Below are 15,822 nucleotides of genomic sequence, written 5' to 3' on the forward strand. Positions count from 1 at the left end.
CGGTGTAAATCCCTCATCCCCCTCGCCGCCATCGCGAAAGGGAAAAAGTGGACGACTTTTACGCCGCCCGCAGCAGCACTTCGCCGCCGCTACCGTGGTCTAATTTTGCACCGCCGTTCTCAGATTGGGCTGCGCCAAGCGGTCGGTTCGGCCGGCACGGTGGGCACGATGCTTCTGGCCGGGTGGCTGGCCGACATGTACGGCTGGCGCGCACCTTCGTGGATGTTCCTATTTCCACTGACCACGCTGTTCATCGCGCTGATCGCGTTCAATAAACCGATCGTGATCGAACATCATCCGCAATCGGCGGAGCGGTTTTCGCTCCTTCAGCTCTGGCCGATTTTTCTGTTCGTCATGCTGATGACCGCCGCGCATACGATGCCATCGTTTCAGGTGCCGTTCCTGCTTCGAGAAAACGGTATTGAAAGCGCCGTATTGATTTCCCGCGTTCCCGCGCTGTCGGCTTTCATATCGGTTCTGTCGGCGATGGCTTTTGGCTGGATCTACGGCGTGTTGGGGCGAGGGACGCTGGTTCTTTCGGCCAGCGCGATGGCGATCGGTTTCGTGGGGATCGCTCTTTCCAACACCTATGAAATGATCCTGGTCTGGACCTTGATCGAGGGGGTTGGCGCGGGCCTCACTTCGCCTTTCTTCCTGACGCGACTGCTGGATCGCGTAAACGCCCGCCAGCGCAACACCGCAGTCGGGTTCAAAATGACCTGCATGTTCATGGGCCACTTCATCAATCCGCTGATCGTAGCTCCGCTGCGACATGCCTTTGGCATCCACGGGGCCTTCGTAGCGGTTGGCGGCTTCATGGTGGTTGCCTCGGCCTTGTACCTCGTGCGTGTGATCGTCACGCGCAACAAGGAGACGATCCTCTGACTGGGTGACCAGCAAGGAGGCGAAAAAAATGCGGTCGGTCCCGATCAGGACCGGCCGCAATTCCTTTTGATCTGTATGTGAGGCTCAGGCGCGCGTATCGATCTGCGCCAATGCCAGTTCGGCCATGGAGTCGAGTTGAGCGACGGCCTTCGCCGCGTCGGGAGAGCTGGCGTTGCCCCGCAACATCCGGCCCTTGATGCCGTGGATGATCGCGGCAAACCTGAACAGGCTGAACGCCAGATAGAAGTCGAGCCCGTCTATCCCTTCGCGCCCCGTCCTGCGACAATACGCGGCAATATAGTCCTTCTCGCTGGGGATGCCTTCCGCTTCCAGATCGATGCCGAGCAGCCCCGTCGAGAAGCCTGGCGGCATACGATAGACCATCAGGTGATAGGCGAAGTCCGCCAAGGGGTGCCCCAGCGTCGACAGTTCCCAATCCAGCACGGCGACGACGCGCGGTTCCGAAGGGTGGAACAACAAGTTATCGCAGCGAAAATCACCGTGAACGATAGAGGTATCGTCGCCGGGTGGGATATTGGCGGGCAGCCATTCGATCAGGGCATCCAGAGCCGGCACCCGCCCCGCCTCTTCGTCGCCAAGGTACTGACGCGACCAGCGGCCGATCTGGCGCTCGAAGTAATTGCCGGCCCTGCCGTAATCGCCCAGGCCGACCGTATCGGGATCGATGGTGTGAAGCCGCGCGATCGTGGCATTCATCGCGTCGAAATAGGCTGCTCGCTCCTCGCGCGGCACTTCCGGGAACGCGGTGTTCCAGAAGTTTCGGCCCTTCACATGATCCATGATGTAAAAGGCGGTGCCGATGACATCGGCGTCTTCGCAAAGACCGCGCGGCTGCGGCACCGGGAAGCCCGACGGATGCAGCGCGCTGATCACCCGGAACTCGCGTTCGATCGCGTGGGCCCCTTTCAACAAGGGCCCCGGCGGCTTGCGACGCAGGACATAGTCGCGCTCTTCACCCAGCAGGAGGTATGTCGGGTTCGACTGTCCGCCGCTGAATTGTTGCACGCCGCGCAGACCGGCGAACCCGTCGACATTCTCGCGCATCCAGCTTTCGAGGCGGGCCTGGTCGAACGCGAACCCTTCGCGGATCGCCGCCGCCCCACGATCCTGCTCATCCATCGACCGGGCACCTCTCCTTGTTGGCGGCCTGAAACACCTTCGCCTCATAGATCGACTGTTCCAGCCCGGTCTCGGGGACGGTTTCGCCATCACGGTCGGACATCGTATCGAACTGCTCCAGCAACCGTTCCGCCGCGTCTTCGCCCGACCCGACGAAAACGCCCTTTGTCAGCGTGATGTAGGCCCGCTCGAAACTGCCCGCCCCCGCACACATGACGATTCCATCGGGCGCCCCCCGCGAACAGAGCGCCAGTACGCCCGGCGCGACGCTGGCAGGCGACAGCGCCTGGAACGTCGCTTCGTCCATGATGTCTTCCGTCATGCGAGTAGCCGCCGATGGGGCGAGGCAATTGATGCGAATGCCGTATTTTGCACCCTCGAGCCGGAGCGTATTCATCAGGCCGACCAGGCCAAGTTTAGCCGCGCCGTACTGGGACTGGCCAAAGTTGCCGTAGAGGCCCGAGGACGAAGTCGTCAGCACGATACGGCCATGGTTCTGCTCCCGCATCGTGTCCCACACCGCCTTGGTGCAGTTGGTCGACCCCATTAAATGCACTTCCAGCACCGCACGAAAATCGTCGAGATCGAGCTTGGCAAATGTGCGGTCGCGCAGGATGCCCGCATTGTTGACGAGGATATCAACCCGCCCCCACGCGTCCTTCGCCTCGGCGACCATCTCGCTGACCTGATCGAAATCGGTCACGTTCGCGCCGTTGGCCATCGCCGTTCCGCCAGCGGCTTCGATCTCCGCCACGACCGCATCGGCCATGTCGTTGCCGGCGCCGCGCCCGTCGCGCCCACCGCCAAGGTCGTTGACGACGACCTTGGCGCCGCGCCGCGCGAGCAAAAGCGCATATTCACGCCCCAGACCGCCCCCCGCGCCGGTGACGATGGCAACCTGTCCTGTCAGATCGATCTTCATTGTGTTCCATATCCTAAAGGTAGTCGTCGGTAATCTGGCTCAGCAATCGGCTGCCCGCCTCGATCGAGCCCAGCCATGCGCCGATCTTGGGTAATTCCCGTTCGAAAAAGTAGCGGCAGGCCCAAGGCTTCGCTGCTCGAAGGCGGTCCTCGGCGGCGGCATCGGTGCACAGCAATGCGCGGTCCAACCATTGCCACGCGACGATCACATGTCCGAACGCACGCAGAAAGGCGGTGGCGTTTTCGTTAGCGGCAGCGGCTTCGCACTCCCGCAACCGAGCCGCCACGGCCGCAATGCGATCCCATGCTTCGGCAAGCTGTGCTCCCTGCACTGCCAGCGTCGTATGCTCCGAGCCGACGACGGTATCGGCGATCAGCCCACCCAAACGCTCGAAGGCCCCGACTTTGTCCTTGCGGATCTTGCGCCCGACCAGATCCTGCGCCTGAATCCCGGTCGTGCCTTCATGGATCGGGTTCAGACGGTTGTCGCGCCACAGCTGCTCGACATCGAAGTCGCGGGTATAGCCGTAGCCACCGTGAATCTGGATCGCGATATCGTTCGCCGCCAATCCCCATTCCGATGGCCATGTCTTGGCGGCCGGGGTCAGCAGAGAAAGCAGTGCCTCGTCAGCGGGGTCGTGCTCCGCCGTATCGATCAGTCGCGCGCAATACAGCACCAGCGCCAACGCGCCTTCGCCATAGCATTTGGCGGCCAGCAACATATCGCGCACATCCGGATGGCGAATGATTGGCCCCGATGCCTTGTCGGGTGCGCCAATCGGGCTCCCCTGCAACCGTTCGCGGGCATAGATACTGGCATGGCGATAGCTGCGATACCCCGCTGCCGCCGCGCCCATGCCAACGTTCAGACGAGCCTCGTTCATCATCTGGAACATTTGCGGCAGGCCCTGCCCCGGCTGACCCACCAGCCAACCGAGCGCACCCTCGCCGCCAGCAACCGGCGCGCCGCTTTCACCGATGGCGAGCACGCAATTGGTCGTGCCGCGATAGCCCAGCTTGTGGTTCAGGCCCGTCACGACGATGTCGTTGCGTTCGCCATCGGGCAAAAACTTGGGCACGACGAAGAGAGATATTCCGCGCGTATCCGTACCGATCTGCCCGTCTTCGCCAGGGATCTTGGCGAGCACGAGATGGACGATGTTTCCGGCCAGATCGTGATCGCCGCCCGAAATCCACATCTTGTTGCCGAACAGGCGATAGCGCGCCCCCAGATCGTCCTCTCCATCGGGCATCGCGCGGGTCGCCACGTCGGCGAGGTTCGATCCTGCCTGCGGTTCGGACAAGCACATGGTGCCGAACCACTCGCCCGCGATCTGCGGCTTGGCAAACGCTTCAATTTGCGCAGCGCTGCCGAAAGTGGTGAGCAGCCGCGCATTCGCCACGGTCAGCATCGGATAGGCCGAAACCGAAAGGCTGGCGGCAAGGAACTGCAAAAACGACCCGCTGGAGAGCAAGGCCGGCATTCCCAAACCGCCCGATTTTTCCGGGAAACCCGCTGAGAATAGGCCTAGCGAGGCATATTCGCGCAAGACCTCGCGCATTTGCGGAAGCGCGCGCACCTCGCCCGCATCCAGAACCGGCTCGTTCGCATCGCTCAACTTGAACAGCGGCAGGAAAGCATCCCGCGCCAGCTTGTGCGACAAGTCGAGGATGGCCTCGGCAGCCTCGCGATCGACGTCAGCGCTCGATTGCTCCAGCAACTCGTCCAGACGCAGCCAGTCCCACAGCAGAAAATTCAATTCGTCTTTATCGATCAGAATGTCGTTCATCGGCGGCAGGATCATCACTTCAACGTTGCGCGGTCCGTCATCGACGCTCGTCGTCCGCAGGTCGATTGCCGAAGACACATCGAACCGATACCGATCCGGTATTTGCCTGGTGCGGCCACGATGGCGACGGTCCTCCCCAAACTATCAAAGGTACGAAGCGGGCGATGGCGGTTCACCCCCAGATACAAGCGATGCTGGATAAGCGGGCCGCATTGAAGCTGCCTGGTTTCGCCGAAGGGACCCCGCAAGACGCGCGCGAAACTTTCCGCGTGACGCAGGCGGCATTGCCGCCGAACCGGGGCGCGCGGGTAAAGGCTATCGAAAACCTGACGATCGACGGCCCGGCCGGACCGATCCCCGTGCGCCGGTATACGCCGCTGGGTGGCGAACCGGTGGGACAGATCTTCTACTTTCACGGCGGCGGATGGGTTTTCGGCACCCTCGACGGGTTCGACCCTGCCTGTCGCGAATTGACCGATGCCAGCGGCTGCGAGGTGCTGAGCGTCGATTACCGCCTTTCGCCCGAGCACCGCTTCCCGGCAGCCCACGACGACGGGCGCACCGCCATCGCGGCACTACGTAATCCAACGGAGCCGTTGATCGTGGCGGGCGACAGCGCGGGGGGGAACATCGCGGCTGGCCTGGCCTTGCGTGCCAAGGCGGAAGGCACGCCGGAGATTGCTCTGCAATTGCTGATCTATCCCGCTATCGACCCCGGGCTGACCGGACCGTCGCACGAAATGTACGGCAACGGCGACCATCTGATTTCCTCTGCCGACATCGAATGGTTCTGGGACCAGTTCGCCACGATCGACGTCCGGGACGATCCGATCGCCGCGCCGGCCCGTGCCGAAGACCTGACAGCCATGCCGAGGACAATCGTCGTGGTGGCGGGATGCGATCCGCTGCACGATGAAGGTGTCCGCTATGCCGAAAAGCTACAAGCGGCCGGCATCGAGGTCACACTGCGCGATCATCCGGACATGACGCACGGTTTCTTCACGCTCGTCGATGTGCTGGACCGAGCCAAAGAGGAAATCCGCGTCGTCGGTGCTATCATCGCAGACGAACTGCGACGGTAAAGCAAAGGGGTGGCCACGCTAGATCCCGGTGCGTTGCTTTCGCTCGAAGGCAAGGTTGCGATTGTCACGGGCGCGGCGAGCGGGATCGGCCACGCCATCGCGAAGCAGTTCGCCGAGGCAGGCGCCAGGCTGGTCCTGGTCGACAAGGATCGCGACGGACTAGCCAACCCTTTGCCGAACATGAGCTCAGATTCGGTCCTGCCATTCGAATGCGACGTAGCGGATTGGGGGGCTGCAGATCGCCTGGTCGATCATACCGTCGGCCAGTTCGGCACCGTGGATATTCTGGTCAATGGCGCAGGCCTGTTTCCGTCGTCACCCTTGCCCGACATCACCGAGGCGCATTGGGACACGCTGCTCGATGTGAACCTGAAAGGCGCGATGCGCATCGCGCAGGCCGCCGCGCGCATCATGGTCGCGGCGGGATCCGGCGCGATCGTGAATATCGCGTCGATCCAGGGCCTGCGCCCCACGGCGGGCAAAGCGGCTTATGCCTCGTCGAAGGCGGGGCTGATCGCGCTCACCCAAGTCATGGCGAAGGAGCTGGCTCCGTCGCGCATCCGCGTGAACGCCGTCGCGCCTGGCCCAATCTGGACCGAAACGATCAAAGCCCGGATGGACGCTCTGGCCAAGGGCGACACCCAGCGAGCCGGTCGCCAGCTCTCTCAAGTTCCGCTTGGCCGGTTCGGAGAGCCCGACGAGGTGGCACGTGTGGTCCTCTTCCTCGCCAGCGCCGCGGCATCCTTCGTGACCGGCGCGACGTGGAGCGTGGACGGCGGCGCCTCGCTGGGATGACAGGGCGGAGGAAACTTCGGAGGTATGCAAATGGCCGATATCCAGAGAATTGCCGGTAATCCGCGCATGAGCATGGCGACCGTCCATGCAGGAACCTGCTATCTTTCGGGGCAAGTCGCGATCGACAATCGCGGTGGCCCTGCCGAGAGCCAAGTTGCCGAGATCCTCGCGCGGATCGACTCGCTTCTCGCGCAGTGTGGCAGCGACCGGTCCCGCCTTCTGAGCGTTCAGGTCTTCATCGCCGATCTCGCCGATATGGCGAGCCTGAACGAAGCATGGGATAAATGGCTTCCATCCGGATGCGCTCCCGCGCGCACGACGATACAGGCGACCCTGGCATCCGACGCCTATCGGCTCGAGATTGCCGTGATCGCGGCGACAAGCTGAGCGTACTCCAGTTGGCAGGGCCGCCGAGTTCTCAGGCGGACAAAACGGCTTCGATCAGGGCGACAAGGCGTGCCCTGTCCGCCACGGGGAACGCCTTACGCCCCACTTGGCCGACAATCGCCAGAGCCGCCTGAACGTTCAGCGCCGCGTCTTTGCTATCAAGGTCTGCCCGCGCCGATGTCAGGGTCTGTCCCAGCCTTGAGACGAGGCCATTACGAACCGCTTCGAGACGCTTGCGATCGGAATCGTCCATTTCCGCCACGCTAGCCTGAAGCAAACCGATAACCGCCCCTTCGCGAAGGGCCGCATCGACAAGCACGTCCGCCATCGCCGATACGGACACGCCATTTTCCAAGAGCCGGTCCGCCAAGGCATCTTCCGCCTGGCTCGCGGCCATGTCGATCAGTGCGATGATAAGATCGGTCTTGCTTCGGAAGTACCGATAAATGCCGGGGCCCGTTATCCCTGACGCCACAGCGATGGCGTCGATGCTGGCCGCGCCAAATCCGTGCTTCTGAAACATGTCCGCCGCTGCGCGCAGGATCAGCAACCGCCGATCTTCGGGCGCCATGCGGGTTCGAACCATTCCAGAGCCTTTCGCCATCGCTGTTTTCTCTAGTCAGCGTTTCGCGAAAAGGCTAGTGAATGATCGTTCACTAAGGAGGACGTCCATTGACCGACAATCGCAAGCTGGCTGACCCGGATTGTTTCGATCCCGATCGCTTCGCCAACCTGGGCTACCCGCACGAGGTCTGGACCCGTATGCGACGCGACATGCCGGTGGCCTGGTATGACGATGGTCTGCGCGAACCTTTCTGGGCGATCACTCGCTATTCCGACATCACCGCGATCGGGAAGGACAGCGACAATTTCATCAGCGGTCCCGGCGTTACGATCCTGCGCAAAGACCAGGTGGACGCGGCGGCCAATCGCAGCGTGCCTCTCATGCTGTCGATGGATCCGCCAGAGCATCACAAGAACCGGATGATATTGCGCGAACGCTTCAAACCCAGCGTCATGCGCGCGTTACACGAGCATATCGTCGAGCGTTGCCGAGAGATCGCCGACGAGGTGGCGGCTCGCCGGCTCGCTCTCATCGAAAAAGGCGGTGAGCCCGAAGTCGATTTCGTCGAGGCGATCGCCATGCGCCTGCCGCTCGACGTGATCCTCGAACTGCTGGGCGTGCCGACGGACGATCGTGATCAGATGTACGAATGGAGCAACGCCGTCATAGGATCCGAGGATCCCGAATACGGCAATGTGGATGTGCCGCGCGAGGCTGTCGCGGGGGCGCAGCAAGCGATGTTCGGATATTTCGCCAAGTTCATCGCGCAAAGACGAGTGGCACCGCGCGAAGATCTGGTCAGCCTCCTGGTCGAGGCCCGGATCGATGGTGAGCCTTTAAGCGACATGCAAATTCTCGGGTTCTGCTTCCTTCTGGCGATCGCAGGCAACGAAACGACGCGCAACGCGACGAGCGGCGCCATGCTGGCCCTGATCGAACATCCCGAGCAGCGGGCTCAGCTCACGGCCGATCGATCAATCCTGCCCACGGCGGTCGAAGAACTGCTGCGCTGGGTCACGCCCATCGTCTACATGGCCCGCACCGCCACGCGCGATATCGAGATAGCGGATCAGACGGTTCACAAGGGCGAGAAGGTCGTCATGTTCTATCCTTCTGCCAATCGTGACGAGGCGGTCTTCGAAGCCCCGTTCTCGCTCGATTTCGAGCGAAAGCCGAACCGTCACTTGACGTTCGGTTTCGGTCGACACAGCTGCCTCGGCAACGATCTCGCCCGGATCGAGCTGCGCGCGGTTCTCGACGAAATCCTCACGCGCTTTCCGAAGTTGGGGCTGGCCGGAGACGTGAGCCGCCTTCGCTCCAACTTCGTCGGCGGAATCAAGGCGATGCCCGTCCGCCTGGACGGAGCTTGATGGTACGCCGCGTAATCCCAGGGCCTGTCAGCGCGATCGACGTTGGCTCCTTCGCCGTCATCCTTCGAGAATCAGGTTGCCCAGACGTTCGATCCCTTCGCGGGCTGTGGGCGCCGGGATCATCGAGAAGCTCAAGCGGAACGTATTGGTTTTTGGGGCGACGTTGATCGCACCGGCTGGATAAAAGGCCGCCCCGGAAATGATCGAAACCGATCTTTCGAGCAGCGCTCTGCTGGCAAGCGCCCGTCCGTCCATTCCGTCCGGCAGCTCTGCCCAAACATAGAGGCCGCCTTGCGGTCTCGTCCAAGAAACGCCTCGCGGCATGAACCGCTCCATGGCGTCCAGCATCGATCCGCATCGTTCGCGATAAACGCTCCTGGCGGTATCGATCGAGGCCTCCAGGTGATCTTGCACCACATCGAGAAGCAGCATCTGATTGAGCGCGCTGGTCGCAAGATCGCTAGCCTGCTTGATCAGGGTCAACCTGCGAATGACATCGCGCGGGCCCGCAATCCAGCCGACCCGCAGCGAAGGCGCGATCGTTTTCGAAAACGTACCGGTATGCAGCACAGGCGAGCGTTCGATGCCGCCATAGCGCTGGACGGCCAAGGCGGCGATGGATGGGATGTCCTCTCCCTCGTACCGAAGCTGCTCGTAACAACCGTCTTCCAGGATCGCCATGCCCGTATCGTCGGCCAGGTCGAGGAGGCCGATTCGATCCTTTCGCGACAGGCAGGTGCCGGTCGGATTGCGAAAGTCTGGCCCCACGTAGCAGAATTTCGCCCCCGCCAAGGCGTGCATATCCCAGTCCGCGCTATCTTCGGGAAGGCCGAGATATTTCGGCTCGTAAGCATCGAACGCACGAAGAGCACCAATGAAACTGGGAACTTCGACCGCGGCCTTATCGCCCGGAGACAGCAGCAGCTTTCCGAGAAAGTCCAAGCCTTGCTGCGATCCATTGGTGATCAGGATGTTGTCGGCCTCGCAAGCGACACCCCGCCGGGTCATATAGCCCGCGATCCACGTCCGAAGCGGAAAGTACCCCTCGCTAGGCGCGTATTGGAGCGCGGTTCGCGCACGCGATCGATCCGCCCACAATCGCGCCGAAGCCTCGGCCAAAGGGTCATAAGGAAAGATATCGGGGTCGGGCAAACCGCCGCCCAGATGAATGATCTGGGCCTGATCCAGCAGCTTCATCTTTTCCCGTATGTCGGAAGGGATCATGCTTTGCATACGCCGGGCATAAAGCGCGCCCCAGTCATCCACAGCCAATTCTCCCAAAGCAGCCTACGTTAAAGGCAGCGACCTGATGATCGCCGGTTTTGTTCGTAGCGAGCCAGACAGCGGGCTATGCCATGAGTCCAGTCAAAACATTCCGGCTGGAGGTGTCCGACAATCCTCTGGAACGGTAGGCCAGATAGGCTGAAGCACTCCCGAAACCTGGTCGGTGTCGATCTGGCGCAGCGGGATTTCCATCAGCCCAGCAGCATGATCGCGCAAAGAATTGCTCCACTGCTGACGATGGGTTGAGCTTTTCCTGCCCGCTTCCACGCTAGCGATATACTCTTCGGTAAACTCACCGAAGCGTTTCTCATTCTGTTCTGGACAGGTCTCCTGAAAGATTTCCCGCGGATTTCGCCCTGAACGATCTCTACGCCTATGGCGTAAGCCGGAGCGAAGCCCGTTCGTGCTTCCCAAACCTTGTTGAATCCGAAAGGGAGGGGCTATGACAATCACCACGCAACTCCTGGTCGGCGCACTGATGGTCGGCCTGACGATGATCGTCCAGGCGGGTTTCGTCGCGACGGCATTTGCCATCGATGACCGCATGATCCCGTCTTGGTTTCGCAAATCGCGTGTTGGCACAACTCTGCTGCTTGCGAGCGCGACGATCTGGATGCTTCTCGCACTGACTGCCGCCGCGTGGCTCTGGGCCGGTCTGTTCATGGCCCTGGGCGCTTTCCAGGAGCTCGAACCGGCCCTGTATTTCGCCACGGTCTCGCTCACCACGCTTGGCTTCGGCGATGTCATCCTTTCGCCCGAAGTCCGGCTGCTGTCGGCGATCGTGGCGGCCAACGGCCTCATCATGTTCGGCCTCAGCACCGCCTTCCTGCTCGAATTTGTCGGTGATGTTCGTGATGAAGAGCGTGCTAGTGCGGCTCGCGACCGATAGGACACTGCCATGCCCCATATTAGACCCTTTTTCGCCTTGTCGGCTGTGCTTGCCTGTCTGTCCGCGCCGCCCGTGCTGGCTCAGGAAAGCGGCGAGGAAGAACCGCGACGGACCCGTATCGCGTTGGGCCCGCAGATCGTGCCGAGCTATCCGGGCTCGGAGGATGTTTCCGTCCGGCCGTTCTTCGATTTGTCGCGCGCTCGGGGCGACGCCGAATTCGAATTCGAGGCACCGGACGAGGGCTTCGGCTTCGCGCTTCTGCGTAGCGACAGGTTCTCGGCAGGACCGTCCCTCGGATTCGAAGGAAAGCGATCCTCTTCCGATGTGGGAGGGGCGCTTCCGGAGGTCGATATCTCAATCGAGCTCGGCGCCTTCGCCCAATACCAGTTGAGCGATAGCGTTCGTCTGCGAGCCGAAGGACGGCAGGGCGTTACCGGCCATGATGGCTTCATCGCCAATCTGGGGGCCGATTACGTCTGGCGCGAGGGCGACCGGCAGCTGTTCTCCATCGGCCCGCGCGTTACGGTGACGGACAGCAGCTACCAGAATGCCTATTTCGGAGTTCGCCCGGAAGACGCCGCGGCATCGGGTCTGACGGAATTTGACGCCGATGGCGGCGTGCAGGCGGTTGGCGCGACGGCTGGCTATATTCGCCAGCTTACTAAGCGCTGGGGCATCTACAGCTATGCGAAATACGATCGGCTTGTGGGCGATCCTGCCGATTCGCCACTGGTCGAACGGTTCGGCTCCCGGAACCAATTCTCTGGCGGGCTTGCCCTGACTTATACCTTCGGCCGGAGCATTCCATGACCGCCCGCGAGATCACGCTGAGTGACGCGGAAACGAATTTCATCGAGCGGATGGGAATTTTATCGAGGCTGACGGCCGGGTACGCATCACCGGGCAAGCTGAAACCATGATGGCTTATCGTACATTCGTCCTGGCTTTCGTCAGCTCTTTGTTGGCGACCTTCTTGCCACCTGCCACGGCGCAGACGCTGCCCGTCGCGGGACCGACTGCCGAAGCCACTCAAGCCGAAGCCGATCCTTTCGGGCGCGAAACACCCCGTTCGACCGTCACTGCGCTTCTGCGGGCACTGGCAGATGGTGATTATGCGCGCGCAGCGAATTACTTCGCGGACGGTAAAAGCAGCAACGATGGCGACCAGCCCGCCGAAAGCGCCGTCGCCGGCGAAGAATCCGAAGCGGCGGTGCTTGCCCGAAAATTTCAGGCCGCGCTCGATCGCGGCGGCTCGCTGAAACCTTTCGCGGCACTTTCGAACAGCGCTGTTGGCCACTTGGACGACGGATTGCCGCAAGATAAAGAACAGGTCGGCATGTTGGGAGGCGTCGAAGAGCCGACGCCGATCCTGCTTGAGAGAGTATCGGCCGAGGATGAACCGGCACGGTGGCTGGTCTCATCGCAGACGACGCAGGCGGTCGAAGATTTCATTCCGGCCGAGGACGTCAGCGAAGCGGGCGAGGCCGAAGAGGTCGCGATCGGGGGCGCGCCGTGGACGGACTGGCTGCTCCTTATCGGCATAGCCGTCGCTGCCTTCTTCCTATTCCGCGGTGCGTCGGCTCTGGTCCTCCTCATTTCGAGGCAGGTGCTGTCCGATCACGAGGCAAGCGCCGTGTACCGGTTTTTTCAGGCAGCACTGCCGCCGCTCTCGCTCTATCTGGTCGTCACAACCTTCTATCTTATCGCTGCGGATCTGCCGGTCTCGATCATCGCCCGCCAGACCTTTCTGCGCTACGCCGGCATCGTCGCTTGGATCGCATTGGCGTGGTTCGCTTTGCGGCTGATCGACGCTATAGCGAGCGTCCTGACGGCTCGAATGCGCCGTGCTGAACGCCGCCAGGCAGCAGCCGCCATCACTTTTCTGCGACGCGGCGCAAAAGTTACGCTGCTGGCGATTGCGTCCATCGCAGTGCTCGACACGATCGGGCTCGACGTAACGACCGGCATCGCAGCGCTCGGCATCGGCGGGCTTGCTCTGGCACTCGGCGCACAGAAGACCATCGAGAATCTCGTAGGCTCCGTCACCCTGATCGTGGACCGTCCTATGCAGGTGGGCGATGTGGCGAAGATCGGCGACGTTTTCGGCACGGTCGAGGATATCGGCATGCGCTCGACGCTCGTGCGCACGATCAACCGCACGCTGGTGTCGATTCCCAACGGCAATTTGGCAGCGGACCGGATCGAGAACTTCGCTGTGCGGGATCGCTTCCTGTTCAATCAGACGCTGGGCGTCACCTACGACACCGATGCGGAGCAGATGGAAAGGCTCCTCACGGAATTGCGCGCGATCCTGCAGGCGGACGAGAACATCATCGATGATGATGCCAGGGTCCGGTTCAATGGCTTCGGCGATAGTGCGCTCCAGATCGAGTTTTTCGCCTACTTCCGAACTCGCTCCTATCCGGAATCGCTGGCGATGCAGGAAGCGTTGCTGTTCGCCATCATGCGCAAGCTCGATGACCTGGGGATCGGCATCGCTTTCCCGACCAGGACGGTCTGGCTGCAGGCCCAGCAGACGGATTGAACCGTGGCCCCGAGAAAGCGGCCCGTTTCGCCGGAGAGATTTTCGAGCGTGACCGGGGCAACGCCGGACTGGCAATCTCGGGCAGGAGCGTTTCCGACGAGGCGGTGCAGCACCCCCGAAAAGAGCAGCCTCCGGCTGCATCGCAAGGGTGTCGACGTCTTCGCCGCCGGGCTGCGCTAGGTTTAGTCCCAGCCCCTGAGCGCGTTAACCACTACACCCCAGCGTCCTGCGAAGCAGCCGCCATGTCATCGACTTGGCACCGTTGCTGGAGGGAAAGCGTCGCGTGGTGCTCGGTTTCAGGCCGCGCTCCCGCAGCCAGCCGTTGAGGGCGCGCGCGTTCGCTTCGTCCATACTCCATTTGCTACGCCAGGTGATCGAAAGGGAAATGCTGGTGCGCGGGCCGTTCCGCACGAAATGCGGCGCCATGACCGGCACGTAAACCGCGCGGCCAGGTTCCAGCACGTGAGTGGTGCCGCCGGAACGGAACTGCTCGTCCCACGAAAGATTGCGATGCCCGCCACGATGATAACGCTCATGCTCGCGATCGGGGGCGAAGATGCTATCACCGGCGGGAAAGGTTACCATCGTCTTCGTGCCGCGGAGCTGCAGCAAGATGTTGTGCTCCGGGTCGAAATGGAAGGGCGTGACCGCATCGGGTGACGAAATGAAGATATAGGCCTGCGGACGCAACAGATCCCCGGTGGTCCGCGATATGGTGGGGGCCAGTTCGGCCAGACACGCTTCGAGCAAGGCCGCATAATCGGGGTGTTGCTCTACGTTCTTCAGCACCGCCCAGCTTTGTGCGCTGTCAATCGTGCGGATTGTGTCGCCTATGGTCAGGCCATTGGACGGCACATCCTCGGGTTTGATGCCGGTCGGCAGGTTGCCGCGATTATATTCAACGCTTGCGGGACCAAGCCATTCGCCAAGGTCCGCCAGCGCGGGTATCTCCAGCCGCGGGTCTTGTGCAAGTGCGTGGCTGAAGGTGCCCGAGTGCTCGGGATAGAGGGCCGCGAAAGTCTCTTTCGCGGCAGCATCGAAAGCGCTGCGAATCTTCACCATTGCATCCATCAGCCGTCCTCCTGCCCCGTGGTGCGTCCTGAAAGTCGTCGCCCGACGGCCTCCGCCGTCGCAATCGCCTTCGCGCAAAGCCTTCGCAAAGGGCCGCCAAGCGCGATGTTGCATGAGACGATTTTTCGCCGTTCCACCCAAAGGTGATCGATCATCGGATGATTTTCCGCCGCGCAGCTGTCCATCCATTCGACGGCAGGATCGGCCAGCACTTCGAGGTTCTCTATCTGGAGTTGCACGCCGGGGGAGTATCGGGACCACTCCTCGTCATATGACGTCTTGAAGCCGAATGCGCCCGGCGCGCAGTGCAGGTTGAGCAACATCGCGAGGGGCCGACCATCGAGCCGCATGTCGATCCGCTCCAGCATGCCGCGATCCGCGCAGGCGGACATCGCTTGTCGGAAGAAGCGCTCCTCCTGCGGGCGGCACGCAATCGCGGTGCCTTCGCGCTGCTTCCAGCCGCCGGCCTCCAGTTCGAGAAATTCCGACAACCAAGGGTCCAGCCCATCATCGCTTCGGTGGCGTTGGAAGGTGATCTCGCCGATATCACGCAGCCGGTGCATCATCCGGCGCAATTCCTTTCGCTTCTTGGCGCGCGTGGCCTTGGCCAAGTAGGCTTCCGGGTCGAGGTCGCTCTGCAGCAGGGCGCGTTGGGCAATGGAAGTCGTGGTGACGGGGCGACGCTGGCCCGTGGCAACCCTCGCCAGGGATTGGGCCACGCATCCATCCGCGTGCAATTTTTCGATGCGCAGGAAGGGTGCACGAACGGACTGGTCCGCAAATCGCAGCAGTTGTTGCCAGAAATCGTCTTCATGCCCCCTGGCGATCAGCGGGGTGCCGAGGAAGCTGTGATTGTGCCGCCATACTGCCAAATGCCGCGCAGGCAGCCCCCGGTAGCGCGCAACGCTGATGAGCGGCACCAGACCGATCAGCCGGGGCAGCTTGCCCGGTCGCGGTTCAGCCCTTTCCAGCGCGCAGAACAGAGTAACCTCGTTCGCCGGATCGAAGTGGGCGAGCGCTGGCAACAGCATTTCCGGCGTGAAGAACACGTTAGGCTCTGCCGCATCGTCGACGAGATTGCGCCAGCAAGCAAGCGAG

Annotated in this window: 16 protein-coding genes; 8 read left to right on the forward strand and 8 right to left on the reverse strand. The window is 62.1% G+C overall.

Annotated elements, in window-relative coordinates; genetic code table 11:
* Window positions 1-885: MFS transporter (locus tag GQO94_RS20815; protein WP_198045947.1), on the forward strand; the 885-nt coding region annotated here is incomplete at its 5' end.
* 84 nt (window positions 886-969) lie between these two features.
* Here the strand turns inward: GQO94_RS20815 and GQO94_RS12620 are convergent.
* From GQO94_RS12620 to GQO94_RS12630, 3 genes are read right to left on the reverse strand one after another with little or no spacing between them, the layout of a single operon-like run.
* The gene (locus GQO94_RS12620) at window positions 970-2,025 is read right to left on the reverse strand and encodes a phosphotransferase family protein (RefSeq protein WP_156841909.1); all 1,056 of its coding nucleotides are present in this window, start codon (window positions 2,023-2,025) and stop codon (window positions 970-972) included.
* Entirely contained in the window at window positions 2,018-2,947 is a 930-nt protein-coding gene (locus GQO94_RS12625; RefSeq protein WP_156841910.1) for an SDR family NAD(P)-dependent oxidoreductase, read from the reverse strand. The genes GQO94_RS12620 and GQO94_RS12625 overlap by 8 nt, the downstream gene beginning before the upstream one ends.
* Before the next feature lie 13 nt (window positions 2,948-2,960).
* A complete protein-coding gene (locus GQO94_RS12630; RefSeq protein WP_198045948.1) occupies window positions 2,961-4,814 on the reverse strand; it encodes an acyl-CoA dehydrogenase in 1,854 nt (617 codons plus the stop codon).
* Between the two features lie 113 nt (window positions 4,815-4,927).
* Here GQO94_RS12630 and GQO94_RS12635 point away from each other — a divergent pair, with 113 nt between their 5' ends.
* The 3 genes from GQO94_RS12635 to GQO94_RS12645 are packed head-to-tail and all read left to right on the forward strand — an operon-like array spanning window position 4,928 to window position 7,000.
* Window positions 4,928-5,818: an alpha/beta hydrolase gene (locus GQO94_RS12635; protein WP_198045949.1), complete on the forward strand. Its 891-nt coding sequence runs from the start codon at window positions 4,928-4,930 to the stop codon at window positions 5,816-5,818.
* 9 nt (window positions 5,819-5,827) lie between these two features.
* Window positions 5,828-6,613: an SDR family NAD(P)-dependent oxidoreductase gene (locus tag GQO94_RS12640; RefSeq protein WP_156841912.1), complete on the forward strand. Its 786-nt coding sequence runs from the start codon at window positions 5,828-5,830 to the stop codon at window positions 6,611-6,613.
* Window positions 6,614-6,643: 30 nt separating this feature from the next.
* Entirely contained in the window at window positions 6,644-7,000 is a 357-nt protein-coding gene (locus tag GQO94_RS12645) for a RidA family protein (RefSeq protein WP_156841913.1), read from the forward strand.
* Window positions 7,001-7,031: 31 nt separating this feature from the next.
* Here the strand turns inward: GQO94_RS12645 and GQO94_RS12650 are convergent, their stop codons facing one another.
* A complete protein-coding gene (locus tag GQO94_RS12650; protein ID WP_198045950.1) occupies window positions 7,032-7,586 on the reverse strand; it encodes a TetR/AcrR family transcriptional regulator in 555 nt (184 codons plus the stop codon).
* 86 nt (window positions 7,587-7,672) lie between these two features.
* On the opposite strand from GQO94_RS12650, the gene GQO94_RS12655 reads away from it, so the two are divergent.
* Window positions 7,673-8,935 carry a cytochrome P450 gene (locus GQO94_RS12655; RefSeq protein ID WP_156841915.1) on the forward strand — a complete coding sequence of 421 codons (1,263 nt, stop codon included), beginning with the start codon at window positions 7,673-7,675 and terminating at the stop codon, window positions 8,933-8,935.
* Window positions 8,936-8,992: 57 nt separating this feature from the next.
* On the opposite strand, the gene GQO94_RS12660 is transcribed toward GQO94_RS12655, so the two are convergent.
* A complete protein-coding gene (locus GQO94_RS12660; RefSeq protein WP_156841916.1) occupies window positions 8,993-10,201 on the reverse strand; it encodes an aminotransferase-like domain-containing protein in 1,209 nt (402 codons plus the stop codon).
* Window positions 10,202-10,300: 99 nt separating this feature from the next.
* The gene (locus GQO94_RS21400) at window positions 10,301-10,765 is read right to left on the reverse strand and encodes a phage integrase central domain-containing protein (RefSeq protein WP_408636627.1); all 465 of its coding nucleotides are present in this window, start codon (window positions 10,763-10,765) and stop codon (window positions 10,301-10,303) included.
* Here GQO94_RS21400 and GQO94_RS12665 point away from each other — a divergent pair.
* The 3 genes from GQO94_RS12665 to GQO94_RS12675 all read left to right on the forward strand — a co-directional run bounded on the left by GQO94_RS12665 (window position 10,662) and on the right by GQO94_RS12675 (window position 13,653).
* Window positions 10,662-11,108 (forward strand): ion channel, encoded by a 447-nt coding sequence (locus GQO94_RS12665; protein ID WP_156841917.1) that lies wholly within the window; start codon window positions 10,662-10,664, stop codon window positions 11,106-11,108. The genes GQO94_RS21400 and GQO94_RS12665 overlap by 104 nt on opposite strands.
* Window positions 11,109-11,117: 9 nt before the next feature.
* The gene (locus tag GQO94_RS12670) at window positions 11,118-11,918 is read left to right on the forward strand and encodes a MipA/OmpV family protein (protein ID WP_156841918.1); all 801 of its coding nucleotides are present in this window, start codon (window positions 11,118-11,120) and stop codon (window positions 11,916-11,918) included.
* Window positions 11,919-12,081: 163 nt separating this feature from the next.
* Window positions 12,082-13,653 (forward strand): mechanosensitive ion channel family protein, encoded by a 1,572-nt coding sequence (locus GQO94_RS12675; protein ID WP_198045951.1) that lies wholly within the window; start codon window positions 12,082-12,084, stop codon window positions 13,651-13,653.
* Between the two features lie 204 nt (window positions 13,654-13,857).
* Here GQO94_RS12675 and GQO94_RS12680 read toward each other — a convergent pair whose 3' ends face one another.
* Both GQO94_RS12680 and GQO94_RS12685 read right to left on the reverse strand, forming a co-directional pair.
* On the reverse strand, window positions 13,858-14,724 hold the full coding sequence (locus GQO94_RS12680; protein ID WP_156841920.1) for a cupin-like domain-containing protein: 867 nt from the start codon (window positions 14,722-14,724) through the stop codon (window positions 13,858-13,860).
* Window positions 14,724-15,773, reverse strand: a complete 1,050-nt coding sequence (locus GQO94_RS12685; RefSeq protein WP_198045952.1) for a GNAT family N-acetyltransferase — start codon at window positions 15,771-15,773, stop codon at window positions 14,724-14,726. Before GQO94_RS12685 ends, GQO94_RS12680 begins: the two co-directional genes overlap by 1 nt.
* Window positions 15,774-15,822: the final 49 nt, after the last annotated feature.

The sequence above is a fragment of the Novosphingobium aquimarinum genome (assembly GCF_009746585.1).
In the GTDB taxonomy this organism is placed as follows: domain Bacteria; phylum Pseudomonadota; class Alphaproteobacteria; order Sphingomonadales; family Sphingomonadaceae; genus Novosphingobium; species Novosphingobium aquimarinum.